Below are 25,927 nucleotides of genomic sequence, written 5' to 3' on the forward strand. Positions count from 1 at the left end.
GCCGAGGCGCCCGCCCTTCCGTGTTCCCCTTGTTGCATCCCCATTTAGGAAAGAGACATCATGAAATCTTTGCTCGACCTGTTCAAACAAATCAAGCCCGAAGAGCACTTCGACGCCATCAAGATCGGCCTGGCTTCGCCCGAGAAGATCCGCTCCTGGTCCTTCGGCGAAGTGAAAAAGCCGGAAACCATCAACTATCGTACGTTCAAGCCCGAGCGTGACGGCCTGTTCTGCGCCAAGATCTTTGGGCCGATCAAGGACTACGAATGCCTGTGCGGCAAGTACAAGCGCCTGAAGCACCGCGGCGTGATCTGCGAGAAGTGCGGCGTGGAAGTGACTCAGACCAAGGTGCGCCGCGAGCGCATGGGTCACATCGACCTGGCTGCGCCCTGTGCCCACATCTGGTTCCTGAAGTCCCTGCCGTCCCGTCTGGGCCTGGTGCTGGACATGACACTGCGCGACATCGAGCGCGTGCTGTACTTTGAAGCCTACGTGGTGACCGATCCCGGCATGACGCCGCTGAAGAAGTTCAGCATCATGTCCGAAGACGACTACGACAAGAACCTGGACGAATACGGCGACGAATTCCAGGCCAAGATGGGTGCCGAGGGCATCAAGGACCTGCTGGAAAGCATCGATATCGATTCCGAGATCGAGCGCCTGCGTGGCGACCTGACCGGCTCCGAAGTCAAGGTCAAGAAGAACGCCAAGCGCCTGAAGGTGCTGGAAGCCTTCCGCAAGTCCGGCATCAAGCCGGAGTGGATGGTGCTGGAAGTGCTGCCGGTGCTGCCGCCGGACCTGCGTCCGCTGGTGCCGCTGGACGGTGGCCGATTCGCCACCTCCGACCTGAACGACCTGTACCGCCGCGTCATCAACCGCAACAGCCGTCTGCGCCGTCTGCTGGAGCTGAAGGCACCGGAAATCATCGCGCGCAACGAGAAGCGCATGCTGCAGGAAGCCGTGGACAGCCTGCTGGACAACGGCCGTCGTGGCAAGGCCATGACGGGCGCCAACAAGCGTGCCCTGAAGTCGCTGGCCGACATGATCAAGGGCAAGGGTGGCCGTTTCCGCCAGAACCTGCTGGGCAAGCGCGTGGACTACTCCGGTCGTTCCGTGATTACCGTGGGCCCGACCCTGAAGCTGCACCAGTGCGGTCTGCCCAAGCTGATGGCGCTGGAGCTGTTCAAGCCCTTCATCTTTGCCCGTCTGGAGCAGATGGGCATCGCCAACACCATCAAGCAGGCGAAGAAGGAAGTCGAAAACAACAACCCGGTGGTGTGGGATATCCTGGAAGAGGTGATCCGCGAGCACCCGGTGATGCTGAACCGTGCGCCGACGCTGCACCGTCTGGGTATCCAGGCCTTTGAACCGATCCTGATCGAGGGCAAGGCGATCCAGCTGCACCCGCTGGTCTGTTCCGCGTTCAACGCCGACTTTGACGGTGACCAGATGGCCGTGCACGTGCCGCTGTCGGTGGAAGCGCAGCTGGAAGCGCGCGTGCTGATGCTGGCATCCAACAACGTGCTGTTCCCGGCCTCCGGCGAGCCCTCTATCGTGCCGTCGCAGGACGTGGTGCTGGGCCTGTACTACGCTACCCGCGAGAAGATCAACGGCAAGGGCGAAGGCATGGTGTTTGCCGACATCCAGGAAGTCGAGCGTGCGCTGGAAAGCAAGGAAGTCGAGCTGACGACGCGCATTTCCGTGCGCCTGACCGACTACGCCAAGAACAAGGAAACCGGCGAGTTCGTGCCGAATACCGGCCTGGTAGAAACCACCGTCGGTCGTGCGCTGCTGTCCGAGATCCTGCCGCAGGGCCTGCCGTTCAGCATCATGAACAAGGCACTGAAGAAGAAGGAAATCTCCAGGCTGATCAACAGCTCGTTCCGCAAGTGTGGCCTGAAGGAAACCGTGGTGTTTGCCGACAAGCTGCTGCAGAACGGTTTCCGTCTGGCCACGCGCGCCGGCATCTCGATCGCGATCGAGGACATGCTGGTGCCGCCGCAGAAGCACGAGATCATTGGCCGTGCCGAAGCCGAAGTGAAGGAAATCCAGCAGCAGTACTCCTCCGGTCTGGTGACCGCAGGCGAGCGCTACAACAAGGTGGTGGACATCTGGGGCAAGGCCGGTGACGAAGTGTCCAAGGTCATGATGGCCCAGCTGGCCAAGCAGAAGACCAGCGACCGCGATGGCAAGGAAGTGGATCAGGAGTCCTTCAACTCCATCTACATGATGGCCGACTCCGGGGCGCGAGGCTCTGCTGCACAGATTCGTCAGCTGGCCGGCATGCGTGGCCTGATGGCCAAGCCGGACGGCTCGATTATCGAGACGCCGATTACCGCGAACTTCCGCGAAGGCCTGAACGTGCTGCAGTACTTCATCTCCACGCACGGTGCGCGAAAGGGTCTGGCGGATACGGCACTGAAGACGGCCAACTCCGGTTACCTGACGCGTCGTCTGGTGGACGTGACGCAGGACCTGGTGGTGACCGAGCATGACTGCGGTACCAGCGATGGCCAGGTGATGCGCGCCATCGTCGAGGGTGGTGAAGTGATCGAGTCGCTGCGCGATCGTATCCTGGGCCGCTCTGCCGCCGAGGAAGTGCTGCACCCGGAAACGCGTGAAGTGCTGACCCGTCCGGGCGAGATGTTCGACGAGGACATGATGGACGTGCTGGAAGCTGCCGGCGTGGACGAGGTGAAGGTGCGTACCGCACTGACCTGTGCCACCCGCTTCGGCCTGTGCGCCACCTGCTATGGCCGCGACCTGGGCCGCGGTGGCCTGGTGAACGTGGGCGAGGCAGTCGGCGTGATCGCTGCCCAGTCCATCGGCGAGCCGGGTACCCAGCTGACCATGCGTACCTTCCACATCGGTGGTGCGGCATCGCGTGCCGCCATTGCCAGCAGCGTGGAAGCGCGCTCCAACGGTTTCATCGGTTTCAACTCGATGATGCGTTACGTGAGCAACCGCAAGGGCGAGCTGGTGGTGATTTCCCGTTCCGGCGAGATCATCATCTCCGACGAGCACGGCCGTGAGCGCGAACGCCACAAGGTGCCGTACGGTGCGATCCTGTCGATCAAGCCCGACCAGCAGATCAAGGCCGGCACCATCCTGGCCAACTGGGACCCGCTGACGCGTCCGGTGATCACCGAGTACGCCGGTCAGGTGAAGTTCGAGAATATCGAGGAAGGCCTGACCGTGGCCAAGCAGGTCGACGAAGTGACCGGCCTGTCCACGCTGGTGGTGATCGATCCGAAGCGCCGTGGCTCTACCAAGGTGGTGCGTCCGCTGGTGAAGCTGATCGATGCCGAAGGCAAGGAAGTGAAGATCCCCGGTACCGACCACGCAGTGGCGATCGGCTTCCAGGTGGGCGCGCTGATCCAGGTGCGTGACGACCAGGAAGTGGGCCCCGGCGAAGTGCTGGCGCGTATCCCGATGGAAGGCCAGAAGACCCGCGACATCGTGGGTGGTCTGCCGCGCGTGGCCGAACTGTTCGAAGCCCGCACGCCGAAGGACAAGGGCGTGCTGGCCGAGATGACCGGTACCATCTCCTTCGGCAAGGAAACCAAGGGCAAGGTGCGCCTGCAGATTACCGATCCGGAAGGCAAGGTCTGGGAAGAGCTGGTACCCAAGGAAAAGAGCATCCTGGTGCACGAAGGTCAGGTGGTGAACAAGGGCGAGAGCATCGTCGATGGTCCGGCCGACCCGCAGGACATCCTGCGCCTGCTGGGCATCGAGGAGCTGGCGCGCTACATCGTGGACGAAGTGCAGGACGTCTACCGCCTGCAGGGTGTGAAGATCAACGACAAGCACATCGAGGTGATCGTGCGCCAGATGCTGCGTCGCGTCGTGGTCGAGAACCCTGGCGAGTCCAGCTACATCGCCGGTGAACAGGTCGAGCGCAGCGAGATGCTGAACACCAACGATGCGCTGCGTGCAGAAGGCAAGATGGAATCGACCTACAGCAACCTGCTGCTGGGTATTACCAAGGCCTCGCTGTCGACCGACTCCTTCATCTCTGCCGCATCCTTCCAGGAAACCACGCGCGTGCTGACCGAGGCTGCCATCATGGGCAAGCGCGACGAGCTGCGTGGCCTGAAGGAAAACGTGATCGTGGGTCGCCTGATCCCGGCCGGTACCGGTCTGGCCTACCACCAGGCGCGCAAGACCAAGGACGAGATGGACGAAGCCGAGCGCATGGCGATTGCCCAGGCCGAAGAGGATTCCCTGTTCGCCACCAGCGACGATGTCGCCGGCGAAGAGGCTCCGGCAGCTCCGGAAACGGACGCTGGCGAGGAGTGATCCACACGGCAGCCTGTGCCTGACAGGCTGCCGTATCGCCACAGGCGCTTGCCCGTCTGCTGACGCAAGTGCATGATGAACCTGTGCAGCCCGTGCTGCACAGGTTTTTTTCTGGCTCGGACCCACAGTCCGATCCATGTCTACGAAACAGGAATCCCGATGAACAAGCCGGTTTCAGTCCCGCCGAATCCCGCCGCCAGCCGTGGCGATACCCCGCTGTGGCAGCAGCTGCAGCAGGTCGCCGTGGTGATGCAAAAGGTGGAGGCCGGTGCCAGTGCCACTACTGCGCTGGAAGCGGTGCCGGCGGCCATCCGCCCGGGCGTGCAGGCGCTGGTGTTCGAGACGCTGCGCGGGCTCGGCGTGGGACGGGTGCTGTGTCGCCAGCTGGTGCAGCGACGTCCGGCACCCTTGCTGCAGGCCTTGTTGCACAGTGCGCTGGTACTGGCCTGGCAGGCTGGTGAACAGCGCGAAGATGGCCGTGGCTATACCGACTTTACGCTAGTCAGCCAGGCGGTGGAGGCAGCCAAGCGCCATCCGAAGCTGCGCCACAGCGCGGCGATGGTGAATGCCGTGCTGCGGCGTTACCTGCGCGAGCAGCCGGCGCTGCGCCAGGCGGTGCAGCAGGCCAGCCCGCAGGGCGATCCGGCGCTGCTGAACGTGCCGGAGTGGTGGCTGCAGCGGCTGCAGCGCGACCATGGTGCGGAGGCGGCTACGGCCCTGATCCACCATGGCCAGCGCGCCGCACCGATGACGCTGCGCGTCAATGCACGCCACATGAGCGCCGATGCCTATCTGGAACAGCAGCTGCGTCCGGCCGGGCTGGATGGCTGGCGTCAGGGTGTCTATGGCATCGTACTGCAGCGCCCCTGTCCGGTGCAGCAGCTGCCGGGCTTTGCCGAGGGCTGGGTATCGGTGCAGGACATGGCGGCACAGCTGGCGGCACCGCTGTTGCTGGAGGCGCTGCCATCGGGTGAACGCCTGCGTCTGCTGGATGCCTGTGCCGCACCGGGCGGCAAGACGGCGCACCTGCTGGAGCTGGGCGACCATGAGGTGCTGGCGCTGGACCAGGATCCGCAACGCTGCGAGCGTATTCACGATACGCTGCAACGCCTGAGACTGCCGGCCGAGGTGCGCGCGGTGGATGCCGCCGAGGTGGAACGCTGGTGGGACGGCCACCTGTTTGACGGCATCCTGCTGGATGCGCCGTGTACCGCATCGGGCATCGTGCGGCGCCATCCGGATGTGCCCTGGCTGCGTCGCGCCTCGGATGTGCCGCAGCTGGCAGCCGCCCAGGTGCGCCTGCTGCAGGCATTGTGGCCGCTGCTCAAGCCGGGTGGCCGCCTGCTGTACTGCACCTGTTCGGTATTCCGGGAAGAGGGCGATGCGCAGATCGAGGCGTTCCTTTTGCACCACAATGATGCACTCCGTCTGCCAGCACCCGGGCATTTGATACCCATGGGGGTTAGCGGAACTCCCCGTCTCATGGACAATGGGGTGGCCGGTGACACTGCTGTGACTGGCCTGATGGATCATGACGGTTTCTACTATGCCCTGCTTGCCAAACGCGACTGAACCCGCGCCGCTGTCCCGCCGCCATGTGCTGCGGGCTGCCGGTGCGGCCACGCTGTGCCTGGCCGGTGGCCTGCCGGCCGCCTGGGCCGCATCGGCATCGATCCAGAATGTGCGCTTTGAACTGACGCAGGATGCGGTGCGCATGACCGGCAATGTGCGCTTTGCCTTGTCCGATGGCGTGCAGGAAATCTTGAACAAGGGCGTGCCGCTGTATTTCGTGTTCAGCACCAATACCGTGCAGGAGCGCTGGTACTGGTCCAACCGGCAGGTGCACAAGCGCCAGCGCTACATGCGCCTGGCCTATCAGCCACTGACGCGCAAGTGGCGTGTGAATTTCAGTACCGAACCGTTCAACCGCAGCGGCGTGACCGGTGTGGTGGTCAACCAGAACTACGATACGCTGCAGCAGGCGCTGAGCGTGATCCAGCGCATTTCCAACTGGGAAGTGCTGCCGAGTGCCGACTGGGACAAGGATGCCGGCTTTGCCGTCGATGCGTCCTTCCAGCTCGATATCAGCCAGCTGCAGCGGCCGCTGCAGATCGGCACCAGCAGCCAGGCCGACTGGAATATCGAGGCGCGCCGCAGTTTCCGCCTGAACCAGCAGGAGCTGGTGTCGCCGGGCGGCTGAGCGTTCCGTCAGGCGGCAGCGCACCATGTCCCGACCGGCTTCCCCACCACGCCAGGGCTTGCTGAAGTCCTTTGACCGCTACTGGAAGACCAGCGGCGCGACGCTGCGCTGGGCGGTGCCGGTGATCCTGCTGCTGATCCTGTCGATCGTGCTGGTGATGATGTTCCTGCTGGCACAGGCGACCGGCAACAGCGCCCTCTACGAACCCCACTTCGAGCGCCTGCTGGTCGTCAACCTGGTACTGGCGGTATTCCTGTTTGCCATCATCCTGTGGATGGGCTGGCGCGTCTGGTCGCGCTACCGGCGCGGCCGTTTCGGCAGCAAGTTGCTGCTGAAACTGGCCGCGGCCTTTGTGCTGGTGGCCAGTGTGCCGGGGGCGCTGATCTACCTGGTGTCCTACCAGTTCGTCACCAGCTCGATCGAGAGCTGGTTTGACGTGAAGGTGGAAACCGCGCTCGGGGCTGGCCTGAACCTGGGCCGCAACGTGCTCGACACCATGACGCACGATGCAGCGATCAAGACCCAGGCCGCCGGCCAGCAGCTGGAGCACACGCCGGTGTTCAACCTGAACCTGGAGCTGGAACGTCTGCGCCAGCAGCAGAATGCCGAGCACATGATGCTGTGGTCGCAGAGTGGCGAACGCATTGCCAGTGCCGGTGGTGCGCTGTTCACGGCAAGTGCGATTGCGCCTTCGCCCGAACTGCTTGCCGAGCTGCAGCAGAAGCCGGTACTGGCCAGTATCGAAGGCCTGGAGGCATCGACCGATGCCGATATCGCCGACGCGCAGACCGAGCAGAAACTGCAGCAGCAGCTCAGCCGCCATGCCCGCATCGTCGCTTACACCATGGTGCGTTCCAGCGGCTTTGGCCTGCTGGAGCAGGCCTGGATCCTGCAGGTGGTGCAGCCGCTGCCGCAGGAGCTGCTGCAGAACGCGCTGATGGTGCAGGATGCCAACCGCGAATACCAGGAGCGCGCGCTGGCACGCAGCGGCATGACGCGCATGTTCATTGGCACGCTGACGCTGACGCTGATCCTGGCGGTGTTTGGGGCCGTGCTGCTGGCGGCGGTGCTGGCGACCCAGCTGGCGCGGCCCTTGCTGATGCTGGCCGAGGGCGTGAAGCAGGTGGCGCAGGGCGACCTGAGTCCGAAGCAGGTCTATGAGGTGGATGACGAGCTGGGCGGCCTGACGCGTTCGTTCTCGATGATGACGCAGCAGCTGGCCGATGCGCAGCAGGCGCTGACCAGCAGCGTGGCCGAACTCGATGCCTCGCGCGCCGAGCTGCAGACGATCCTGGACAACTTGAGCAGTGGCGTGATGGTGCTGGATGGCGAAGGCCATGTGCTGTCGGTCAACCCGGCGGCGGAGCGCATTCTGCAGGTCACGGAATCGGACCTGATTGGCCACGAACTGGCTGGTTTTGCCGGGTTGGAGCAGCTGGCGCTGGCGGTGGCCAGCCAGTTCGAACTGATGCAGGAGGGCGAGGAGCCCCTGCCGCCGCAAGAAGAGACGGCGCCGGAACAGGACGAGGAGCTGCTGGAAGAGCGCTTCCGCAGCAAGACCACCTCCGAGTACTGGCAGCAGACCGTGGAGCTGAACCCGGGATCGCATGCCGGGCTGCAGCAGGACAATACCACGCTGATGCTGCGGGGCGTGAAGCTGCCGGTGCCGGAACTGCAGGGCGCACGCCTGCTGGTGTTCGAGGACATCTCGGCGATCATCTCGGCGCAGCGCGCGCAGGCCTGGGGCGAGGTGGCGCGCCGGCTGGCGCACGAGATCAAGAACCCGCTGACGCCGATCCAGCTGTCAGCCGAGCGCATGGAAATCAAGCTGATGGACAGCCTGCCGGAACAGCAGCAGGCGATCCTGGCCAAGTCGGTGCGCACCATCGTCGAGCAGGTGGATGCCATGAAGCGACTGGTGAACGAGTTCCGCGACTATGCCCGCCTGCCCACGGCCGAGCTGGCGCGGACCGACCTGAATGCGCTGGTGACCGATGTGGTGCAGATGTACGAGGCCACGGAAACTGCCCAGTCCGTGCCGGTGGTGATGGAGCTGGATCCGGAATGCCAGCCGGTGATGGCTGACGCCCAGCAGCTGCGCCAGGTGATCCACAACCTGGTGCAGAACGCGCAGGATGCTCACGAGCACGCCGGCCTGGTGCATCGGCCGGTGCTGCTGCAGACGCAGTGGCGCCCGATGACGCGCCGCGTGCGGCTGTCGATCAAGGACGAGGGCGGCGGTTTCCCCGAGCATATCCTGGTGCGTGCGTTTGAACCGTATGTCACGACCAAGTCCAAGGGCACCGGCCTGGGGCTGGCTGTGGTGAAGAAGATTGCCGACGAACATGGCGCGCGGCTCAAGGTCGGCAACCGTGAACCGGTGGGCGATATCAGCGGTGCGCAGGTTAGCCTGCTGTTTCCGCCGCTGCCGGAACAGGTGGAATCGCCGGCTGCTGCATCAGCCTGACGGAGGCGGTGTGCTTGTGGCACAATGCCTGTATCATTGTCGCAACACATTCCGGATTCCCCGGGTGAGGAAGTACAAAGATGGCAAAGATTCTGGTCGTGGACGATGAACACGGCATACGGGAACTGCTTTCCGAGATCCTGAACGACGAAGGGCACGCGGTGGACCTGGCGGAGAATGCCGCCGAGGCGCGTCAGGCACGCCAGCAGAGCAACTACGATCTGGTGCTGCTCGACATCTGGATGCCCGATACCGACGGCGTGACCCTGCTCAAGGAATGGTCCGGCCAGGGGCTGCTGACCATGCCGGTGATCATGATGAGTGGCCACGCCACCATCGATACCGCAGTCGAGGCCACGCGCATCGGTGCCCAGGCCTTCCTGGAAAAGCCGATCACCATGCAGAAGCTGCTCAAGGCAGTGCAGCTGGGGCTGGCCCGGGATGGCGGTCGTCCGGCCGAGACGGTCAGTGCGCCGCCGCCCATGGCTGCTGCACCGGCGCCGGTGATGGCTGCCGCCGATAGCGCCGTGCCGGCAGTGGGTGCGCCTGCCATGGTCGCGCCAGCCTACCAGCCGGTCGCTGCGGCACCGACCGGCATGGCCGTGCAGAACAGTTTCCAGAGCTTCGACCTGGACAAGCCGCTGCGTGACGCGCGCGACGAGTTCGAGCGCTGCTACTTCATCTACCACCTGCAGCGCGAAAATGGCTCCATGACCCGCGTCGCCGAGAAGACCGGCCTGGAGCGCACCCACCTGTACCGCAAGCTCAAGCAGCTGGGCGTGGACATTGCACGCGAGAAGAAGCAGGCAGCCGGTTGAGGCCTGGATGACAAATTTTTTGCAGGACTTGCAAAAAATGCCAAAAACCCGTTATACTTAGCAGCTTCAAAGGCTCGGTAGCTCAGTTGGTAGAGCAGCGGATTGAAAATCCGCGTGTCGGTGGTTCGATTCCGCCCCGAGCCACCACTTCAAAAGTGGTGCAAATTCAAGCGCTTAGGCTCGAAAGGCCTGGGCGCTTTTTCTTTGCCTGAAAGTGGTGTTTTTGCTTCATGTAGCCACCATGTAGCCAGCAGTGCAGGGTTTTTGCATTTTTGAGCGGCCACAAAAAAGCCCGCAAGGCGGGCTGTGGATGTGCGGCGTTGGGGGTTAGTCATCGCGCTGCTTGCGGGCGCTCACGCGCTCGATGACGATAACCTTGGGCGGCTCGCATCCCCATTTGTCGCGGTACTCGGTCAGCACCTGTTCGCGTTGCTCCGGGTTCCAGTCGAACACAATGGGGATTGGCAATTGTTCTGTGGCGCTGGCGTCCAGCACCTTGCCCACATCGCGCAGGCGCTGGCGTAGGTGCTTCACCATTTCTTCGCCCTCGCGGCCTGGGTTTCGGCCTGCTGCTCAAGCTCTGCCAGCCGCTTTTCAATGTCGCTGCCCTCAATCATGCGCCCCAGCAGGGCCAGCACGTTAGCCAGCTTGGACACTTCGGCCACATCGCGGGTGCCTGCCTTGCCCTCGCGGTAAAGGCGTGCCATCTCTGCCCGTACGTCATCAATTGTTTGCAGTTTCAGGCGCAACCTGGGGGGTGCAGCCTTGCATTCAGTGTTTATGCGGTCTATAGCCATTTTCTATTGTCCTTTCAAAGCCATTAAACAGGCCTACAGCGCGTTTTTAGGCACACTGTAAGCCCACACTGCGGCTGTCTTATTCGGTAGCGTCTGCGGCCTGATTTGCGGCCAGCTTGTCGGCAAGGGACTGTACGACACCAGGCAGGCGGTAGCCGGTATCGTGGCCTACGTGTTTCACCATCTCGGCAGGTGTCCACTGCGCGATGGGCTGCAATTCGTCTATGGCAGCTTGTGCGACTTGGCGGGCAGTGTCGATGGCTTCGGCTTCTTCACCGAAGCGCACGGCGTCAGCCGGGCTAATCAGACTGCCCACCACGCGGGCCTGTACTTCTGGTGTCAGCCCGGATAACTCAACAGGGATGCGGGCCAGTGCTTGGCGGGTGCGCTCGCTCGCCATCGTCAACGCGGTAGGGGTGGGATTCGCTGCCTTTACACTCGCTGCCAGCGCCAGGTCAATCAGCGTGTCGTTGACGCTTGCCTCAGGAATGACAATGGCCTTCTGCATCTCGGCCCTGTACTCTGCATCCAGTGCAGCAATCTCGCGGGCCACGCTCGCAACATTACCGAAAACGCTTGCAGCGGCAGTACGGCCTCGGGCCGCCTTGCCTTCGCTGGACAGTTCCCTGTCGGCATGGATGGCGTCGATTCGCTGGCCGTGCGCCTGCATGATTCCAGTGATGGAGCTAACGCGCTCGCCATCAATCAGCGCCAGTGCACGCTGCGCACGTTGTGAAGTCGTATTGGAAAGGCCAGAAGCTTTCACCATGAATTTGGTGATGTCGGCAATGCGGGCGGTGGGGATAGTTTTGACGCTCATGATTCGGATTCCTTGTAATCTGGATTTGCCGAGTGGTAGCCCTCGGCTGGCTTGGTGCGGTTTCCCGCATCGGCTGCGGTTGCAGCGTCGTCACCGTCAGTGAATCGTGGATTCGTCACATTCGGCCAATACCTGCCCCATGCGCTCCTTTGTCAGTGCGCGGTGCAAGTCCTCAATAATTCCCATGGCTTGGAGCAGCGCCATAAAGGCGGCGCGGGCTTTGCGGTTCTGGTGGGGGATGCCATCAATTGCCAGTTCGTCACCAGCGGCAATCACGGCGCGGATGCGCTTATGGATGGCTTGCAGTTCGTCAAATGTCATTGCTCGCCCCATGCTTGAAGTTCGCGCAGCACATCGCGGCAGTTGCGTGCAACAAAGGCCACGCCACCGGCAGCGCGGATGCGCTCAAGAAATAGGGCTTGTTCAGGGCGTAGGCGTCCGGTGGGTGCTTTCACCTCCACCCCCAGCAAACGGCCATCCCTCATCTGCCCCAGTACATCAGGGCACCCCGCCCAGCCGAAGCGGATAAACCTGCCCTGTACCTTGGCGGCTCCGCTGTTCATCCGTTCGGCCCATGCCACAGCAGGATGTGCGCTAAGTGCCTTCAGCACCTCCAGCAGTGCGGCGGCTTCAGGGCGGCTGTTCGTGCGGGGTTTCTGTATCTCATCCCCCAGCAAGTCAGTGTCAGGTGCCGGGCAGGTGCTGATAGGTGCAACCCTATAGGGTGTTGCACTCATCTGCACCTTTTCTGCCTTGGGTGCGGATAGGTGTTTGGCATCAGTTCGCACCATTTCGCACCCCCACATGCACAGCCACCATTCCGGCAGCTTCATGCACCACGCCAGCAGTTACCAGCTTCTTAAGCTCGCGGTAAATCGCGGACTTGTCATACCGTCCGGTGAAGTGCTCGATTACGGCTTTCTTGCGAACGGCGGCAGGCTGTGTGGAGTTGACCCGGTTCCGTGGACACATCATTCTTTGTGTTCAAGGAGTCGCAGATGTCCAAAGTACGACCGCCGTACCCGGCGGAATTCCGTCGGCAGATGGTCGAGCTGGTTCGAGCCGGCCGCTCACCCACACAGCTCTCGCGTGAGTTCGGTGTCACTGCCCAGTCCATCACCAACTGGGTCGGTCAGGCCGCCATCGACGAGGGCAAGCCCTTACCTGGCAAAGAAGGCCTGACCACCGCCGAGCGAGAAGAATTGGTGCGGCTGCGCCGCCAGTTGCGTCAGGTCCAGATGGAGCGCGACATCCTGGCAAAGGCTACGGCCTGGTTCGCCGGTCGCAGCGATGCGACATCCATCCACGAAGTCTTCGGACTCGTGATGGCGAACCAGGCCGACCTTCCTGTGCGCGCCATGTGCCGCGTGCTGCTCGGTGTCTCCGCCAGCGGCTTCTATGCCTGGCGAGAGCGTGCTCCATCCCAGCGCAGCATCGCCAACGCGGTGATGACCGAGCGCATCCGCCAGATTCACCAGGACTCCTACGAGTCCTACGGAATGCCCCGGGTGCGGGCCGAGCTCATCGAGCAAGGTGTGAGCATCAGCCGCCAGCGCGTGGCCCGGCTCATGCGGCAAGCCGGTATCCACGGCATCAGCAAGCGCCGAGGCTTCACCGTCACCACCCGTCGCGACAAACGTCAGGCCCCAGCTGGTGACCTGGTCAACCGGCGTTTCCGCGCCACTGGCCCGAACCAGCTGTGGGTGGCGGACATGACCTACGTGCCAACGTGGATGGGGTTTCTCTATTTGGCCGTGGTCATCGATGTCTGGAGCCGACGTGTGGTGGGCTGGGCCATGGGAGAACGCATGACCGCAGACCTTGTTCTCGAGGCCTTGAACATGGCCCTTGAGCAGCGCAAACCCAAGAGCGTCATCCACCACTCGGACCAAGGCAGCCAGTACACCAGCCTGGCCTTTGGCGAGCGCTGCCGGCAGATGCAGGTGCGACCTTCGATGGGGACCGTGGGCGATGCGTACGACAACGCAATGGCCGAGAGCTTCTTTGCCAGCCTAGAGGGCGAACTCATCGAGCGCAGCACCTTCCAGAGCAAGGCGCAGGCCCGCATGGCGGTCTTCACCTGGATTGAAGGCTGGTACAACCCCCGGCGCCGCCACAGTGGCCTGGGCTACCTCGCACCCCTGAACTTTGAAAGGAGCAACGAAGCCCTGTTTGATGTTGTCGAGGATGCCCATGTGCATGCCGAGACAACACCCGAAACGGTTTGAGTATCAAACCAGTACCCGTCCACCGAAGTGGGTCAACTCCAACTCCAACTCCAGTGGCAAGCTTGCCGCTTTTGACGCTCAGGAGGTTTGGGCCAGTGCCACTTCCTGAGTGGTGCCTGGATAGCTACTCCGCAGCAGGCTCGGTCAATGGCAATATGTCGGGCAAGGCTCCGCAGCATCACCCCCGCATCCGCCGCCCCCAATCCTCCACCTCAGCCACCTCCAGCCGCCGCGCAAACAGCTTGCGCCAGCTCTCCGGCAAGGGCAGCTGCAGCAGTGGCTCCAGCACCTTGGGCTGTGTTTCCCGGTCGCGGATCAGCGCCAGCAGTCGCGCCACGGAATAGTCCGGCCAGTTGCGCTCCAGCAGATACACGCTATCGCCCGCCTGCAGCGACCCTTCCTGCAGCACGCGCAGATACCAGCCGGCGCGCAGGCTGTCCTGGACCTGCATTGCCATATCCGGTATGCCAAAACGCAGGTTCAGCTTGAAGCAGGGCTGGCGGCCCTGGCTCACGGCAAAGCTGGCGCTGCCGATCTGCAGGATATCGCCGATGCAGACATCGTCTTCGGTCATGCCGTCCAGGCTGAGATTCTCGCCAAAGGCACCGGGCTGCCCAAACAGCGGTTGTTGCGGATAGCGCTCCCGCCACCAGGCGTAATGGCTCCAGGCGTAGCAGTGCACCGCCTTGTCGATGCCGCCGTGCACCCGGCGATCCGCCTGTTCGTCGCCAGTCAGGCCGAGGAGGCGCACCTGCTGCGGGCCGTAACGCGGCTGCTTGTCGATGGCGCTGGGAACCTGGCGGTCACCCAGCGGACGGATGGTGCCGGTCAGCACGGCGCGGACCTGGCCCAGGAGAGTGTGCTTGGACATGGGAGTAGGGGCAGCTAGTGGTCCCCTATGATAGGCATCCCCTTCCCGAGATGGGCATTTTTTGCGCTTGTCACGCCGCGTCTAAGGGTTTACAAGAAAATATATCGATACATGATTGTATATAATGGAAAATAATATATTTATATCTTGTGTTCATAAGTTGCCCCAACTGTCGCCATCTTCCATCAAAGTGGCGGGTAGATGGTGAAAAGAGTGGACACCTCCTTGAAGGGACCTCCATGCCGTTACACGATTCCAAGAAGTCGCCACCCAACAGCGACGCTGCTTCCGAGCTGCAGCTCAGTCGCCGTCGTGCGCTGATGCTGGGCGCTGCTGCCGCCACGGCGGCTGGCCTGGCACCTGCCGTGGCGCAGGCGCAAGGCAAGATCAAGACGCAGGCGCGCATCGTCATTGCCGGCGGTGGTGCTGCCGGGCTGACCGCCGCATCGCGCCTGTCCGCCGCGCTGGAGGGCGCCAGGATCATCATGATCGATGCACGCAAGGAACACTATTACCAACCCGGCTTCACGCTGGTCGGTGCCGGCATCAAGCCGCGCGACTATGTGGTCAGCACCACGGGCGAATACGTGCCGTCAGGCGTGGAATGGATCCAGGCCAGCGTGGCCGAGATCGATCCCGATGGCAACAAGGTCGTGACCGATGCCGGCCAGGCGATTCCCTACGACTACCTGATCGTGGCCACCGGCATGCGCCTGAACTACCAGGAGATCGAGGGCATGGATACGGCCCTGATCGGCAAGGAAGGCATTGGCAGCATCTACAACGGCCCCGATGGTGCGGCTGCCACCTGGAAGGCACTGTCCGAGTTCACCGACAAGGGCGGCCGTGGCGTGTTCTTGCGACCGGCCACCGAGATGAAGTGCGCCGGCGCGCCGCTCAAGTACACCTTCCTGAGTGAAGACCACCTGACGCGCAAGGGCACGCGCAGCAAGTCCGAGGTCGTCTACAACTCCAACAACAAGAGCCTGTTCAGTGTGCCGATCGTGTCCGAGAAGGTGCGCATGCTGTTCAGGGAGCGGGGCATCAAGGTCAACTACGAGCGCGTGCTCAAGCGCATTGATCCGGGTCGCCGCATCGCCACCTTCAACACGCCGGATGGCGGTACGGTGGAAGAAAACTACGACTTCCTGCACGTGATCCCGCCGATGCGCGCGCCCGATGCCGTCCGCAACAGCCCGCTGTCCTGGAAGGAAGGACCGTGGGTGTCCGAGGGCTGGATGGAAGTGGAGCGGGGCACGCTGCGTCACGTGCGCTATCGCAATGTGTTTGGCGTGGGCGACATTGCCGGTGTGCCCAAGGGCAAGACCGCAGCCAGCGTCAAGTGGCAGGTGCCGGTGGCGGTTGACCATCTGGTCGCCGAGATAGCCGGCAAGGAATCGGACTCGCTCTACAGCGGTTACACCTCCTGCCCGCTGATCACGCGCCTGGGCCAGGCGATGCTGGTCGAGTTCGACTACGAGAACAATCTGGTGCCCTCCTTCCCTGGCGTGATCGCGCCGCTGGAAGAACTGTGGATCAGCTGGGTCATGAAAACCATGGCGCTCAAGCCTACCTATATCAGCATGCTGCGCGGACGCGCTTAAGCCAAGGAGTTACATACCATGAAAGATCTTGACCCCCTGATCCTGCTGGCGGTGTTCCAGGAAATGATGGGTCCGCTGCTGTGGATCCTGCTTGCCATCATCGTCGGCGGCACGATCGCCTTCTTTGCCCTGCTGATGAAAGAGGGCGGCATTGCCGCCCGGCGCATGGTGAGCTCACAGGCGGCCGGCATTCTGGGCGGCATCCTGGCACTGGTGCTGATGGTGATGGTGTCGTCATCGGGCTTTACCGATGCCGGTGGCCCGGCCGACTGGTTCCTGATTGCGCTGGTGTTCGGTCTGGGCTTTATCGGCGCCGCCATCCTGGTCTACACCGCGGTCGGCTGGTCCAAGCCACGCGTCAAGGGCTGATCGCAGCCGCTACCAGCCACCAACAAGAATGGCCATCTGCTTGCGCGGATGGCCATTTTTTTCATCGCTCAGAAGCGGGCTTAGCGCCAGCCGAGTCCGATCAGTTCCCAGGCGTGCTGGGCCGCGACCCATTCCTCATTCGTTGCTTCGATGGCAATGGTGAAGGCGCTGTCCGGGGCCGAGATGATGGCGGCGTTCTGCTGGTTGGCGTCGGCGTCCAGACGCGCGCCCAGCCAGCCCAGTTCGGCGCAGACACGCTCGCGGATCACCGCGTTGTTCTCGCCCACGCCGGCGGTAAACACCAGCATGTCGATGCCTTGCATGGCCGTGGCCATGGCGGCAATCTCCTTGGCCATGCGGCGCACGTAGAGCTGCAGCGCAACGCGCACCTGCGGGTTGCTGTCTTCCAGCGGCAGCAGCACCTGGGTGTCGTCGGACACGCCGGAAATGCCACGCAGGCCGGACTCGTGGTACAGCATGTGGCCGACCTGTTCCAGCGACAGCTTCTCGATCTCCATCAGGTAGATCACCGCACCGGGATCCAGCGCGCCGCAGCGCGAACCCATCATCAGGCCATCCAGCGCCGAGAAACCCAGCGTGGTGGCCACGCTCTGCAGGTTCTGCATTGCGCACAGGCTGGCACCGCTGCCGATATGCGCCACGACCACGTTCTTGCGTGCCAGATCGCCATGGCGTTCGGGCAGGGCGCGGCTCATGTAGTCATAGGACAGGCCGTGGAAGCCGTAACGGCACAGGCCGCGTTCCCAGGCTGCCCAGTTGAGCGGCAGCATCTTCTCGACCATTGGCAGCGTGTGGTGGAAGCCGGTATCGAAGCAGGCCACCTGCGGCATGCGCGGGTACAGCTCGAGCAGGGCGGTGATCGCTTCCAGCGCAAACGGCTGGTGCAGCGGCGCCAGCGGGATGTAGCTGTGCAGGTCGGCGACGATCTCCGGCGTCAGCACGGTGGGCTCGAAGTACTTGCTGCCGCCATGCACCACGCGGTGCACCACGGCAGAAATGCGGCGATCACCCTGCTTCAGCAGCACCTGCTGGTGGATGTACTCCAGCGCGTCGTTGTAGGGCTTGTCGGCGCTCAGCGGCAGTGGCATGCGGGCGCAGTCGCTGGCATCAAAAGTGGCCTTGCCACTGGTGATGCCGTTGACCTTGCCGCCCCAGATCTTCTGGCGCGGCACGCCTTCGGCGGTGCTGTCGTAGAGCGCGAACTTGATGCTGGAGGAACCGCAGTTGAGGACCAGGACCAGATGATTCATGCCGGGCATCTCAGGGAGGCGTCAGGCGGTACTGGTGCGCCAGCAGCACGGCCAGGGCCGCGGAGGAGATGCGGGCATCTTCGCTGTCGGCACGGCTGGTCAGCACGACCGGCAGCTTGGCACCGACGACGATGCCGGCCATGTGGGCGCCCGCCAGGTATTCCAGTTGCTTGGCCAGCATGTTGCCGCTTTCCAGATCCGGCACCACCAGGATGTCGGCTTCACCGGCGACCGGCGAGCTGATGCCCTTGATGCGCGCAGCTTCGGCAGACACGGCGTTGTCGAAGGCCAGCGGGCCGTCCAGTACGCCACCGGTGATCTGGCCGCGATCGGCCATCTTGCACAGGGCGGCGGCATGCAGCGTGGCTTCCATCTCGGCGTTGACGGTTTCTACCGCGGCCAGCAAGGCGACCTTGGGCTGCTCCACGCCAATCACGTGCGCCAGGTTGATCGCGTTCTGCACGATGTCGGCCTTGACCGCCAGCGACGGCTGGATGTTGACAGCAGCGTCGGTAATGATGAACGGACGCGGGTAGGCCGGGGCTTCCAGCAGGAAGCAGTGGCTGATGCGGCGCTTGGTGCGCAGGCCGTGCTCGCGGTCGACCACGGCAGACATCAGTTCGTCGGTGTGCAGGCTGCCCTTCATCAGCGCCTCGACCATGCCGGCGCGTGCCAGCTGGGTGGCCGTGATGGCTGCGGCGTGGCTGTGCGGCACATCCTCGATATGCACGCCTTCCAGGCTCAGGCCGGCTTCGGCAGCCACGGCTTCGAGCTTGGCGCGCGGAGCGATCAGCAGCGGCTCGATCAGGCCCAGGTCACGCGCCTTGAGGGCCGCTTCCAGGCTGATCGGGTCGCAGGGGTGCACCACGGCCATCTTGATGCGGCCACGCTGCTGCGCTTCGGCCAGCAGGCGCTCGGGGCCGTTCTGTGCCTTGAACATGCGTACTTCGGGCAGCGGATGCGGCAGCATCTCGGCCGATTCGGCCGGCGGCATCACCGTGGCTTCGCCGGCGATCACGGTCTTGCCCTTCTGGTTGGTACAGACCGATTCCAGTGTGATCCACTTCTTCTCTTCGTTGCGTGCGCTGACGGTCAGCTTCACGGTGATGGTGTCACCGATGCGCACCGGTGCGGTAAAGCGCAGCGACTGGCTCAGGTAGATGGTGCCGGAGCCGGGGAAACGCGTGCCGAGCAGGGCGGAAATCAGCGAGCCGCCGTACATGCCGTGCGCGATCACGCTCTTGAACAGGCTGCGCGAGGCGAACTCGTCGTCCAGGTGCTGCGGGTTGTAGTCGCCGGAGGCCACGGCAAACAGTTCCACGTCCTGGCGCGTCACGGTGTGCGTCAGCGTGGCGCTGTCGCCGATCTGCAGTTCCTCGAAGGTGTAGTTGCGCACCTTGCCTTGCGGGTTGGCTTCGGCGACCAGCTGGATTGGGGCGCGGGCGTTGTCCGGCACGTTGCTGTCGGGGGTGGTGGTGTTCAGGGTATCGGTCATATGTATATCTCAGCGTTCCATGACGTAAAGGCCGGGAGCATCTTCCAGCGCGGGGTAATCCTTGGAGCCCATGGCGGGCGTGGCCTGCTGGGCACCGGAGTTCTTGTCCAGCCAGGCGTGCCAGTTTTCCCACCAGGAGCCCTGGTGCAATTCGGCATCCTGCACCCAGCTGTCGGCCGTCTTGTAGCCGCCATAGGCCGGGCGCGTGCCAATGCGGTAGTGGCGGCGCGGGCGGCCCGGCTCGCTCACAATGCCGGCGTTGTGGCCGCCCTTGGTCAGCACGAAGGTGACTTCGGTATCGGTCAGCAGGTGGATCTTGTAGACCGACTTCCAGGGTGCCACGTGGTCGGACTCGGTGCCGACGGCGTAGACCGGGATCTTCAGGTCGTTCAGCACCACCGGATGGCCACCTACCAGGTAGCGGCCGCGGGCCAGGTCGTTGTGCAGGAACATCTGGCTCAGGTACTCGGTGTGCATGCGCGCCGGCATGCGGGTGGAGTCGGCGTTCCAGGCCATCAGGTCCATGCCGCGCGAGCGCTCGCCCAGCAGGTATTCCTGCACCATGCGCTGCCACAGCAGGTCGTAGGAGCGCAGCCAGGTGAAGGCGCCAGCCATCTGGCTGGAGTCCAGGAAGCCGCGCTCGGCCATCTGCGCCTGCAGCAGGTTGAGCTGGCTTTCGTCAATGAACAGTGCCAGTTCGCCCGGCTCGGAGAAATCGGTCTGGGCCGCGAACAGCGTCATCGAGGCCAGGCGCTCGTCCTTGTCACGTGCCATGGTGGCGGCACCGATGGACAGCAGGGTACCGCCCAGGCAGTAGCCGGTGGCGTGCACCTTCTGGTCCGGCACGATGGCGCTGATGGCGTCCATGGCGGCGAAGAAGCCTTCATTCAGATAGTCTTCCATGCCCATGTTGTGCTCGGCCTTGCCCGGGTTCTTCCAGGAAATGGCAAACACGGTGTGGCCCTGGTTGACCAGGTACTGGATCATGGAGTTCTCGGGGGAGAGATCCAGGATGTAGTACTTCATGATCCAGGCCGGCACGATCAGCACCGGCTCGGGGTGCACTTCCTTGGTGGTGGGGCTGTACTGGATCAGCTCCATCAGGTGGGTGCGCAGCACCACCTTGCCCTTGGCCGTGGCCACGTCACGGCCGACCACGAACTCGTCGCTGATCGGCGGCTGCTCGTGGCGCATCTTGCGCTGCATGTCTTCCAGCGCATAGCGCACGCCACGCGTCAGGTTGGCACCGTTTTCCTCGATGGTGCGCTTGAGGACCACCGGGTTGGTCAGGGCGAAGTTGGACGGGGCCATCATGCCCAGCCACTGGCGTGCCGTGAACGACACCCAGTCGGCATGGTGCGGATCCACGCCGCGCACGCCGGAGGTGGCGTCATCCCACCAGGCTTCCTGCATCAGGAAGGACTGCTGCATCACGTTGAACGGCCACTGTTGCCAGGCCGGGTCGGAGAAGCGGCGATCGGTGATCGGGGTGGGCAGGGCGGCCGGTGGCGTCATGGCCGTCAGGCGCGTGCCCTGGGCTGCCTGCTGCACGCTGTTCTGCACCTGGTTGACCGTGCTTTCGGCGGCCAGGCGCTGCAGCTGCTGCAGGTTTTCGACGGCCTTCTGCAGCAGCAGCAACTGCTTGCCGGGAGAGGCCGAGAGATGGGCGACCCAGTCCATCAGGGCCATGGTGTTGAGCGTGGGGGACTGGCCACCGGTCATCTGGGCGATGGCGGCAATGGCTTTCTGGTCCAGCTGGTTGGCGGCATCTTCGGTGATGCCCAGCGGGCCGGCCTGGGGCGGGAGTGGAGTGTTGGGATCGCGCATGGTGTGTTTCAAAAGTATGAAATCATGATGTCAAATGGGGTATGACCTATCCTAACAGTCTGAAGTTACAGTACGTTGAAAGTGAGGGTGAAAAAATGGTGCAATGCGACAAAATAGGCACGCTTCCACCGGAAAATGCAGCGGCGCTAGAATCGCGCGATGCATGCTTCCGATTCCCCCCCTTCCATCACCTGGCGCAAGCCGGATGGCAGCGTCGTGTCCTGCTTTGAAAAGGTCAAGGTGCTGAACGAAAACTACAGCGAACTGCGCGAACTGCTGCAGGACGCCATGGACGATGCGCTGCTGCTGGGCTGCAGCGAGGCGCAGGTGCGTGCGGCTTTCCAGCAACTGCTGGATGAGCTGCGCCCAAGCGTGGCCGAGAACCCGGACGCGATCTGAGCTGCTGCGCTCAGCGGTTGGCGCGCTGCATCAGGAATGGCACCCAGGTTTCGGTCGGCTGCGTCAGGTCCAGCCAGTCGCCCTCGATCAGTTCGCCGCAGCTGCCCGGCACCACATCACCGCGCCAGAGGCCGCTGGTGCGCGTACCATCTACCGATTCTTCCATGCCGATGCGGCCATCGCGCATTTCGCCGGCCACCAGTACCTGCTGTCTGTTGCGCAGCAGCGTGCCGCGCAGGCTGCCGGCGTATTCGGGATGGGCGGCCAGTTGCAGCGGCAGTGCTGGCGATAGCTCTGCGGCAGCCGGGTGGAGCGTGATGAACCATTCGCCCAGCATGTGCTGCTGGCCATAGGGGCCGGGATGCACGCAGACCGCGACCTCGGCCGGAGCGGAGGCGGCAGCGCTGGCTGCCGTGGCAGCAGGCAGGGCAGGGGCTGCCAATACGGGCAGGGCGGTCAGCAGCAGGGAGCAAATCAGGTAGCGGCGCATGGCGTGGGCAGGGTTGTCATGTCATTGTAAATGCACTGAAATCCATCATAATCGGCTTCATGAATCAGCTCGAAGCACTCAAACAATCCACTACCGTGGTTGCCGACACCGGCGACTTCATGCAACTGGCGCAATTCCAGCCGCAAGATGCCACCACCAATCCCTCGCTGATCCTGAAGGCCGTGCAAAAGCCCGACTATGCCCCGCTGCTGGCGGCTGCCGTGGCCGACTATGGCAAGGACGACCTGGGTTTCACCATGGACCAGCTGCTGGTGCGCTTTGGCTGCGAAATCCTCAGGCACATTCCGGGCCGCGTTTCCACCGAGGTCGATGCGCGTCTGTCGTTTGACACGGCGGCCACCGTGGCGCGTGCCGAACGCATCATGGGCCTGTACCGCCAGCAGGGCGTCGTGCCCGAGCGCGTGCTGATCAAGATTGCCGCCACCTGGGAGGGTATCGAGGCCGCACGCCAGCTCGAGGCGCAAGGCATCCGCACCAACCTGACGCTGCTGTTCGCCTTCTGCCAGGCGGTGGCCTGCGGCAATGCCGGCGTGCAGCTGATTTCCCCGTTTGTCGGCCGCATTTATGACTGGTACAAGAAGCAGGCCGGTGCCAGCTGGGACGAGCAGGCCATGGCCGGCGTCAACGATCCCGGCGTGGAGTCGGTACGCCGCATCTACCAGTACTTCAAGCTGCATGGCATCAGTACCGAAATCATGGGTGCCAGCTTCCGCAACACCGGCCAGATCATGGCCCTGTCCGGCTGTGACCTGCTGACCATCAGCCCGGATCTGCTGGCGCAGCTGGCCGCGGCCGAAGCGCCCGCCGGCATGACGCCCGAGTTGTCCGTGCACATGGCGCAGCAGCACCCGATGGTGGCCGTGCATTACGATGAAGCCGGCTTCCGCTACGCGCTCAACGAAGATGCCATGGCGACCGAAAAGCTGGCCGAGGGCATCCGCGCCTTTGCCGCCGATGCGGTCAAGCTGGAACAGCTGATGCTGGCTGCATGAGCGTATCCGGTTCCCCGGTCGGCTGGGGCAGCGCCTGCGGCCTGGCCAATCTGGCACCGGCCTGGCAGGACTTGCTGGCCGAATCGCAGCGTTTCCCGGTCAACCGCCTGCACGGCTGGGAGGCCGCCGTGGCGCTGGGGGCGTTCGACCTGCGTCAGGCCTTTGCCCGGGATCCGGAACGGTTGCAGACCTTCAGCCAGACGCTGCATGCGCGTGACGGCAGCCGGCTGCTGCATGTCGATGCTTCCAAAGTGCATGCCGATCGCCGCGTGGTGCGGCTGCTGATGCAGCTGGCCGAACAGCGCCAGGTGCTGGCGCTGCGGGACGCCATGTTCCACGGCGAGCCGATCAACAGCACCGAGCAGCGTGCCGTGATGCACTGGCTGCTGCGCAGCCCGGATGCGGCCAGCGTGCCAGCCCATCTGCAGGCCAGCTGGCAGCAGGTCGATGCCGTGCGTACTGCCTTCCTGGACTACGCCGAGCTGGTACGCGCCAAGGCGCACATCACCGATGTGGTGCATATCGGCATTGGCGGCTCGGATCTGGGCCCGCGCATGGCGGTGGAGGCACTGGAGCCCTGCTGCCAGCCGGGACGGCGCTTCCATTTTGTCAGCAATGTCGATGGCCATGAGCTGGACCGCGTGCTGCGCCAGCTGCGGCCGCAGAACACCTTGTTCATCATCGCCAGCAAGACCTTTACCACGCTGGAAACCATGGCCAATGCGCGCACCGCGCTGGACTGGTTCCGCCAGCAGTCGGGCGGGCAGCTGGCGGTACGCGATCACTTTGTCGGCATTACCACCAACCTGGAGGCAGCGGCGGCGCTCGGCATCGAGACCACGTTCGGTTTCTGGGACTGGGTGGGCGGCCGCTATTCGGTCTGGTCGGCGATTGGCCTGCCGCTGGCGATTGCCATCGGGGCCGCGGGTTTCCGGGCCTTTCTCGATGGCGCACACGAGGTGGACCAGCATTTCCTGCATGCCGCCCCGCGCGACAACCTGCCGCTCAAGATGGGCTTGCTGGTGGTCTGGAACTGCAGCTTTCTGGGGCACTCGGCGCGCTGCATGGCGCCGTACCACAGCGGATTGCAGCGCCTGCCGGCCTATATCCAGCAGCTGGAGATGGAGAGCAATGGCAAGGGCGTGACGCGCAATGGCGAACGGCTGGAGTATTTCACGGCCCCCACCGTCTGGGGCGAGCCGGGATCGAACGGACAGCATGCCTTTTTCCAGCTGCTGCACCAGGGGCCGCACATGTTGCCGGTGGAATTTCTGGCGGTGCGCGAGCCGGCGCATGCGCTGGACGGTCACCACACGCTGCTGCTGGCGAATGCGCTGGCGCAGGCCCAGGCACTGATGCAGGGCAGCAGCAGCAACGATGTGCAGCGCGACTGTCCGGGCAACCGTCCCAGCAGCTTCTATCTGCTGGACCGACTCGATCCGCGTACGCTGGGCGCGCTGCTGGCGCTGCACGAGCACCGTGTGTTTGTCTGCGGGGCCGTCTGGGGCATCAACAGTTTCGACCAGTTTGGCGTGGAACTGGGCAAGCGGTTGGCGCGTGACATCGTGCCGCGCTTTGCCAGTGGCGATCTGGACCGGCTGGATCCGTCCACCGCCGACCTGTTGCGCCGCCTGCGCTGAGCACGACAAAGCCCCATCACGCAGGGCGATGGGGCTGGTCGGCAGCGCTTGCCGTGGCCGCTTACTCGACCGTCAGCCGTTGCGGGCTGTTGCTGACCTTTTTCGGCAGGTCCAGCAGCAGGATGCCATTTTCATAGCGGGCTTTCGATTGCGCCTCGTCGACCTCGGCCGGCAACTGGAAGCTGCGCGAGACCGAGCCGTAATAGCGCTCGCTGCGCAGCAGCTTCTCGCCTTCGCGCTCGGCATCGTGCTGGCGGATTTCTGCACTCAGCGTGACAATGCTGCCCTCGACCGAGACATGGATGTCCTGCTTGTTGACACCGGGAATCTCGGCGCGCACGGTAAAGGCCTGGTCGTTTTCCGACACGTCGATCCGGATTTGCGATGCGCCGGGTACCGGATCGCCATGCAGCGGTTTGATGAAAAAGCCCGGGGCGACTTCCTTGAAGAATTCGTCCAGCAGGCTGCCACGGGTCAGGGGGGAAGTCATGCGATGCTCCTTGTCTGCGTCACAATGGGGATGGCGCTGCGCCTGCAGCGCCCTTGCTGTACAGATGCGGTTCCGGATGCAGCAGGCAAGTAAGGAATCGTATGGATATTGCTACAGATCCCTACAGCGGACGATTGCCATGTACTACAAGGGCCAGAGCAGCGCCAGGCTGCAGGACAGCACACAGCGCGGCAGCGGCACCGAACTGCTGATCGTCGAGGGCGAATCGGCCGCCCGTTCGGTTGCGGCGGTGCGCCACGTGCCGACGCAGGGCGTGCTGCCCTTGCAAGGCAAGCCGCTGAATGCCTGGCAGGCTTCCGAGGCGAGGGTGCGGGCGAGTCCGCTCTACCAGCAACTGGCCGATGCGCTAGGCCTGCCCGATGCCGTGCAGCAGGGCGAAGCAGCGCGCTACGAACGCCTGCTGCTGCTGCTCGATCCCGATGCCGATGGCATCCACATTGGTGCCTTGCTGCTGCTCTACCTGTGGCGCTGGCAGCCGGATCTGCTCACGCGGGGGCGCGTGTGGATGGTGCGTGCGCCCATGGCGTCGCTGGAAATGCTCGATGCCGATAGCGGCGAGATCAGCTTTCACCACGCCTATACGCCCGCGCATGCACGTGAACTGCAGCAACATCGCGAGCAGCAGGGCCTGGTATTGCGCATGCGTCACGGCTACCGCGGCCTGGGCAGCCTGCCGCCCGAGCTGCTGCATCAGAGCTGTGTCGATCCTGCCACGCGCCAGGCCAGCGTGGTCACGCAGTCCGACCTGCGCCAGGTGATCGAGGTGTTTGGCGGCAGCTGAAGCGCCCATGAAAAAACCCGCAGGGCG

At 63.7% G+C, this 25,927-nt stretch carries 23 protein-coding genes and 1 tRNA gene; 13 read left to right on the forward strand and 11 right to left on the reverse strand.

Annotated features, from left to right (window positions below; genetic code table 11):
- Positions 1–60: 60 nt before the first annotated feature.
- From rpoC to ACI3EV_RS02070, 6 genes are all read left to right on the forward strand, one after another.
- A complete protein-coding gene (rpoC, locus tag ACI3EV_RS02045) occupies positions 61–4,299 on the forward strand; it encodes a DNA-directed RNA polymerase subunit beta' (protein WP_329771964.1) in 4,239 nt (1,412 codons plus the stop codon).
- Between the two features lie 159 nt (positions 4,300–4,458).
- Positions 4,459–5,871, forward strand: a complete 1,413-nt coding sequence (gene rsmB, locus ACI3EV_RS02050) for a 16S rRNA (cytosine(967)-C(5))-methyltransferase RsmB (protein ID WP_329771962.1) — start codon at positions 4,459–4,461, stop codon at positions 5,869–5,871.
- Complete coding sequence (locus ACI3EV_RS02055; RefSeq protein ID WP_329771960.1) at positions 5,855–6,499, forward strand: DUF4390 domain-containing protein; 645 nt, start codon at positions 5,855–5,857, stop codon at positions 6,497–6,499. Before rsmB ends, ACI3EV_RS02055 begins: the two co-directional genes overlap by 17 nt.
- Positions 6,500–6,524: 25 nt before the next feature.
- The gene (locus ACI3EV_RS02060) at positions 6,525–8,966 is read left to right on the forward strand and encodes an ATP-binding protein (RefSeq protein ID WP_329771958.1); all 2,442 of its coding nucleotides are present in this window, start codon (positions 6,525–6,527) and stop codon (positions 8,964–8,966) included.
- A gap of 80 nt (positions 8,967–9,046) precedes the next feature.
- Entirely contained in the window at positions 9,047–9,784 is a 738-nt protein-coding gene (locus ACI3EV_RS02065; protein ID WP_337692078.1) for a response regulator, read from the forward strand.
- A gap of 71 nt (positions 9,785–9,855) precedes the next feature.
- Positions 9,856–9,931: transfer RNA gene (locus tag ACI3EV_RS02070), tRNA-Phe, on the forward strand.
- A 180-nt stretch (positions 9,932–10,111) separates the two neighbouring features.
- Here ACI3EV_RS02070 and ACI3EV_RS02075 read toward each other — a convergent pair.
- The 5 genes from ACI3EV_RS02075 to ACI3EV_RS02095 all read right to left on the reverse strand — a co-directional run bounded on the left by ACI3EV_RS02075 (position 10,112) and on the right by ACI3EV_RS02095 (position 12,234).
- Positions 10,112–10,321 carry a hypothetical protein gene (locus ACI3EV_RS02075; protein ID WP_329771956.1) on the reverse strand — a complete coding sequence of 70 codons (210 nt, stop codon included), beginning with the start codon at positions 10,319–10,321 and terminating at the stop codon, positions 10,112–10,114.
- On the reverse strand, positions 10,315–10,581 hold the full coding sequence (locus ACI3EV_RS02080) for a hypothetical protein (RefSeq protein WP_329771954.1): 267 nt from the start codon (positions 10,579–10,581) through the stop codon (positions 10,315–10,317). Before ACI3EV_RS02080 ends, ACI3EV_RS02075 begins: the two co-directional genes overlap by 7 nt.
- Positions 10,582–10,660: 79 nt before the next feature.
- The gene (locus ACI3EV_RS02085) at positions 10,661–11,401 is read right to left on the reverse strand and encodes a hypothetical protein (protein ID WP_337692079.1); all 741 of its coding nucleotides are present in this window, start codon (positions 11,399–11,401) and stop codon (positions 10,661–10,663) included.
- Between the two features lie 96 nt (positions 11,402–11,497).
- Positions 11,498–11,722 (reverse strand): hypothetical protein, encoded by a 225-nt coding sequence (locus ACI3EV_RS02090; RefSeq protein ID WP_329771951.1) that lies wholly within the window; start codon positions 11,720–11,722, stop codon positions 11,498–11,500.
- A complete protein-coding gene (locus tag ACI3EV_RS02095; protein WP_329771950.1) occupies positions 11,719–12,234 on the reverse strand; it encodes a VRR-NUC domain-containing protein in 516 nt (171 codons plus the stop codon). Before ACI3EV_RS02095 ends, ACI3EV_RS02090 begins: the two co-directional genes overlap by 4 nt.
- Positions 12,235–12,399: 165 nt before the next feature.
- On the opposite strand from ACI3EV_RS02095, the gene ACI3EV_RS02100 reads away from it, so the two are divergent.
- Positions 12,400–13,629 (forward strand): IS3 family transposase, encoded by a 1,230-nt coding sequence (locus tag ACI3EV_RS02100; RefSeq protein ID WP_405198019.1) that lies wholly within the window; start codon positions 12,400–12,402, stop codon positions 13,627–13,629.
- A 178-nt stretch (positions 13,630–13,807) separates the two neighbouring features.
- On the opposite strand, the gene ACI3EV_RS02105 is transcribed toward ACI3EV_RS02100, so the two are convergent.
- Positions 13,808–14,500 carry an MOSC domain-containing protein gene (locus ACI3EV_RS02105; RefSeq protein WP_329771923.1) on the reverse strand — a complete coding sequence of 231 codons (693 nt, stop codon included), beginning with the start codon at positions 14,498–14,500 and terminating at the stop codon, positions 13,808–13,810.
- A gap of 239 nt (positions 14,501–14,739) precedes the next feature.
- Between ACI3EV_RS02105 and ACI3EV_RS02110 the strand changes: the two genes are divergently transcribed.
- Positions 14,740–16,104, forward strand: a complete 1,365-nt coding sequence (locus ACI3EV_RS02110; protein ID WP_329771922.1) for an FAD/NAD(P)-binding oxidoreductase — start codon at positions 14,740–14,742, stop codon at positions 16,102–16,104.
- A gap of 18 nt (positions 16,105–16,122) precedes the next feature.
- Positions 16,123–16,473, forward strand: a complete 351-nt coding sequence (locus tag ACI3EV_RS02115) for a DUF5368 domain-containing protein (RefSeq protein WP_337691692.1) — start codon at positions 16,123–16,125, stop codon at positions 16,471–16,473.
- An 80-nt stretch (positions 16,474–16,553) separates the two neighbouring features.
- Here ACI3EV_RS02115 and ACI3EV_RS02120 read toward each other — a convergent pair whose 3' ends face one another.
- Genes ACI3EV_RS02120 through ACI3EV_RS02130 form a run of 3 tightly spaced genes read right to left on the reverse strand, consistent with a single transcriptional unit; the run spans position 16,554 to position 21,066 of the window.
- Positions 16,554–17,744 (reverse strand): acetate/propionate family kinase, encoded by a 1,191-nt coding sequence (locus ACI3EV_RS02120; protein WP_337691691.1) that lies wholly within the window; start codon positions 17,742–17,744, stop codon positions 16,554–16,556.
- Between the two features lie 10 nt (positions 17,745–17,754).
- Positions 17,755–19,239 (reverse strand): bifunctional enoyl-CoA hydratase/phosphate acetyltransferase, encoded by a 1,485-nt coding sequence (locus tag ACI3EV_RS02125; protein WP_337691689.1) that lies wholly within the window; start codon positions 19,237–19,239, stop codon positions 17,755–17,757.
- Positions 19,240–19,248: 9 nt separating this feature from the next.
- Positions 19,249–21,066, reverse strand: a complete 1,818-nt coding sequence (locus tag ACI3EV_RS02130; RefSeq protein WP_337691687.1) for an alpha/beta fold hydrolase — start codon at positions 21,064–21,066, stop codon at positions 19,249–19,251.
- A 159-nt stretch (positions 21,067–21,225) separates the two neighbouring features.
- On the opposite strand from ACI3EV_RS02130, the gene ACI3EV_RS02135 reads away from it, so the two are divergent.
- The gene (locus tag ACI3EV_RS02135; protein ID WP_018715429.1) at positions 21,226–21,465 is read left to right on the forward strand and encodes a hypothetical protein; all 240 of its coding nucleotides are present in this window, start codon (positions 21,226–21,228) and stop codon (positions 21,463–21,465) included.
- A gap of 10 nt (positions 21,466–21,475) precedes the next feature.
- On the opposite strand, the gene ACI3EV_RS02140 is transcribed toward ACI3EV_RS02135, so the two are convergent.
- Positions 21,476–21,955, reverse strand: coding sequence for a hypothetical protein (locus ACI3EV_RS02140; protein WP_337691684.1), 480 nt, complete (start codon positions 21,953–21,955; stop codon positions 21,476–21,478).
- A gap of 59 nt (positions 21,956–22,014) precedes the next feature.
- On the opposite strand from ACI3EV_RS02140, the gene tal reads away from it, so the two are divergent.
- Together tal and pgi are read left to right on the forward strand one after the other, a co-directional pair.
- Positions 22,015–22,968, forward strand: coding sequence for a transaldolase (gene tal, locus ACI3EV_RS02145; RefSeq protein ID WP_018715427.1), 954 nt, complete (start codon positions 22,015–22,017; stop codon positions 22,966–22,968).
- Positions 22,965–24,608 carry a glucose-6-phosphate isomerase gene (gene pgi / locus ACI3EV_RS02150; protein WP_337691679.1) on the forward strand — a complete coding sequence of 548 codons (1,644 nt, stop codon included), beginning with the start codon at positions 22,965–22,967 and terminating at the stop codon, positions 24,606–24,608. Before tal ends, pgi begins: the two co-directional genes overlap by 4 nt.
- Positions 24,609–24,669: 61 nt before the next feature.
- Here pgi and ACI3EV_RS02155 read toward each other — a convergent pair whose 3' ends face one another.
- Complete coding sequence (locus tag ACI3EV_RS02155; RefSeq protein ID WP_018715425.1) at positions 24,670–25,098, reverse strand: Hsp20/alpha crystallin family protein; 429 nt, start codon at positions 25,096–25,098, stop codon at positions 24,670–24,672.
- A 139-nt stretch (positions 25,099–25,237) separates the two neighbouring features.
- Between ACI3EV_RS02155 and ACI3EV_RS02160 the strand changes: the two genes are divergently transcribed.
- Complete coding sequence (locus ACI3EV_RS02160; protein WP_337691676.1) at positions 25,238–25,900, forward strand: toprim domain-containing protein; 663 nt, start codon at positions 25,238–25,240, stop codon at positions 25,898–25,900.
- The last annotated feature ends 27 nt before the right edge of the window (positions 25,901–25,927 follow it).

Source organism: Allobrachymonas wangyanguii (genome assembly GCF_045055315.1).
Lineage (GTDB): Bacteria > Pseudomonadota > Gammaproteobacteria > Burkholderiales > Burkholderiaceae_C > Brachymonas > Brachymonas wangyanguii.

Bases quoted from the DNA above. Each gene is read 5' to 3' on its own strand.
- rpoC (WP_329771964.1), top strand. From the start codon at position 61: ATGAAATCTTTGCTCGACCTGTTCAAACAAATCAAGCCCGAAGAGCAC.
- rsmB (WP_329771962.1), top strand. From the start codon at position 4,459: ATGAACAAGCCGGTTTCAGTCCCGCCGAATCCCGCCGCCAGCCGTGGC.
- ACI3EV_RS02060 (WP_329771958.1), top strand. From the start codon at position 6,525: ATGTCCCGACCGGCTTCCCCACCACGCCAGGGCTTGCTGAAGTCCTTT.
- ACI3EV_RS02065 (WP_337692078.1), top strand. From the start codon at position 9,047: ATGGCAAAGATTCTGGTCGTGGACGATGAACACGGCATACGGGAACTG.
- ACI3EV_RS02075 (WP_329771956.1), bottom strand. From the start codon at position 10,321: ATGGTGAAGCACCTACGCCAGCGCCTGCGCGATGTGGGCAAGGTGCTG.
- ACI3EV_RS02080 (WP_329771954.1), bottom strand. From the start codon at position 10,581: ATGGCTATAGACCGCATAAACACTGAATGCAAGGCTGCACCCCCCAGG.
- ACI3EV_RS02085 (WP_337692079.1), bottom strand. From the start codon at position 11,401: ATGAGCGTCAAAACTATCCCCACCGCCCGCATTGCCGACATCACCAAA.
- ACI3EV_RS02090 (WP_329771951.1), bottom strand. From the start codon at position 11,722: ATGACATTTGACGAACTGCAAGCCATCCATAAGCGCATCCGCGCCGTG.
- ACI3EV_RS02095 (WP_329771950.1), bottom strand. From the start codon at position 12,234: ATGAAGCTGCCGGAATGGTGGCTGTGCATGTGGGGGTGCGAAATGGTG.
- ACI3EV_RS02100 (WP_405198019.1), top strand. From the start codon at position 12,400: ATGTCCAAAGTACGACCGCCGTACCCGGCGGAATTCCGTCGGCAGATG.
- ACI3EV_RS02105 (WP_329771923.1), bottom strand. From the start codon at position 14,500: ATGTCCAAGCACACTCTCCTGGGCCAGGTCCGCGCCGTGCTGACCGGC.
- ACI3EV_RS02110 (WP_329771922.1), top strand. From the start codon at position 14,740: ATGCCGTTACACGATTCCAAGAAGTCGCCACCCAACAGCGACGCTGCT.
- ACI3EV_RS02115 (WP_337691692.1), top strand. From the start codon at position 16,123: ATGAAAGATCTTGACCCCCTGATCCTGCTGGCGGTGTTCCAGGAAATG.
- ACI3EV_RS02120 (WP_337691691.1), bottom strand. From the start codon at position 17,744: ATGAATCATCTGGTCCTGGTCCTCAACTGCGGTTCCTCCAGCATCAAG.
- ACI3EV_RS02125 (WP_337691689.1), bottom strand. From the start codon at position 19,239: ATGACCGATACCCTGAACACCACCACCCCCGACAGCAACGTGCCGGAC.
- ACI3EV_RS02130 (WP_337691687.1), bottom strand. From the start codon at position 21,066: ATGCGCGATCCCAACACTCCACTCCCGCCCCAGGCCGGCCCGCTGGGC.
- ACI3EV_RS02135 (WP_018715429.1), top strand. From the start codon at position 21,226: ATGCATGCTTCCGATTCCCCCCCTTCCATCACCTGGCGCAAGCCGGAT.
- ACI3EV_RS02140 (WP_337691684.1), bottom strand. From the start codon at position 21,955: ATGCGCCGCTACCTGATTTGCTCCCTGCTGCTGACCGCCCTGCCCGTA.
- tal (WP_018715427.1), top strand. From the start codon at position 22,015: ATGAATCAGCTCGAAGCACTCAAACAATCCACTACCGTGGTTGCCGAC.
- pgi (WP_337691679.1), top strand. From the start codon at position 22,965: ATGAGCGTATCCGGTTCCCCGGTCGGCTGGGGCAGCGCCTGCGGCCTG.
- ACI3EV_RS02155 (WP_018715425.1), bottom strand. From the start codon at position 25,098: ATGACTTCCCCCCTGACCCGTGGCAGCCTGCTGGACGAATTCTTCAAG.
- ACI3EV_RS02160 (WP_337691676.1), top strand. From the start codon at position 25,238: ATGTACTACAAGGGCCAGAGCAGCGCCAGGCTGCAGGACAGCACACAG.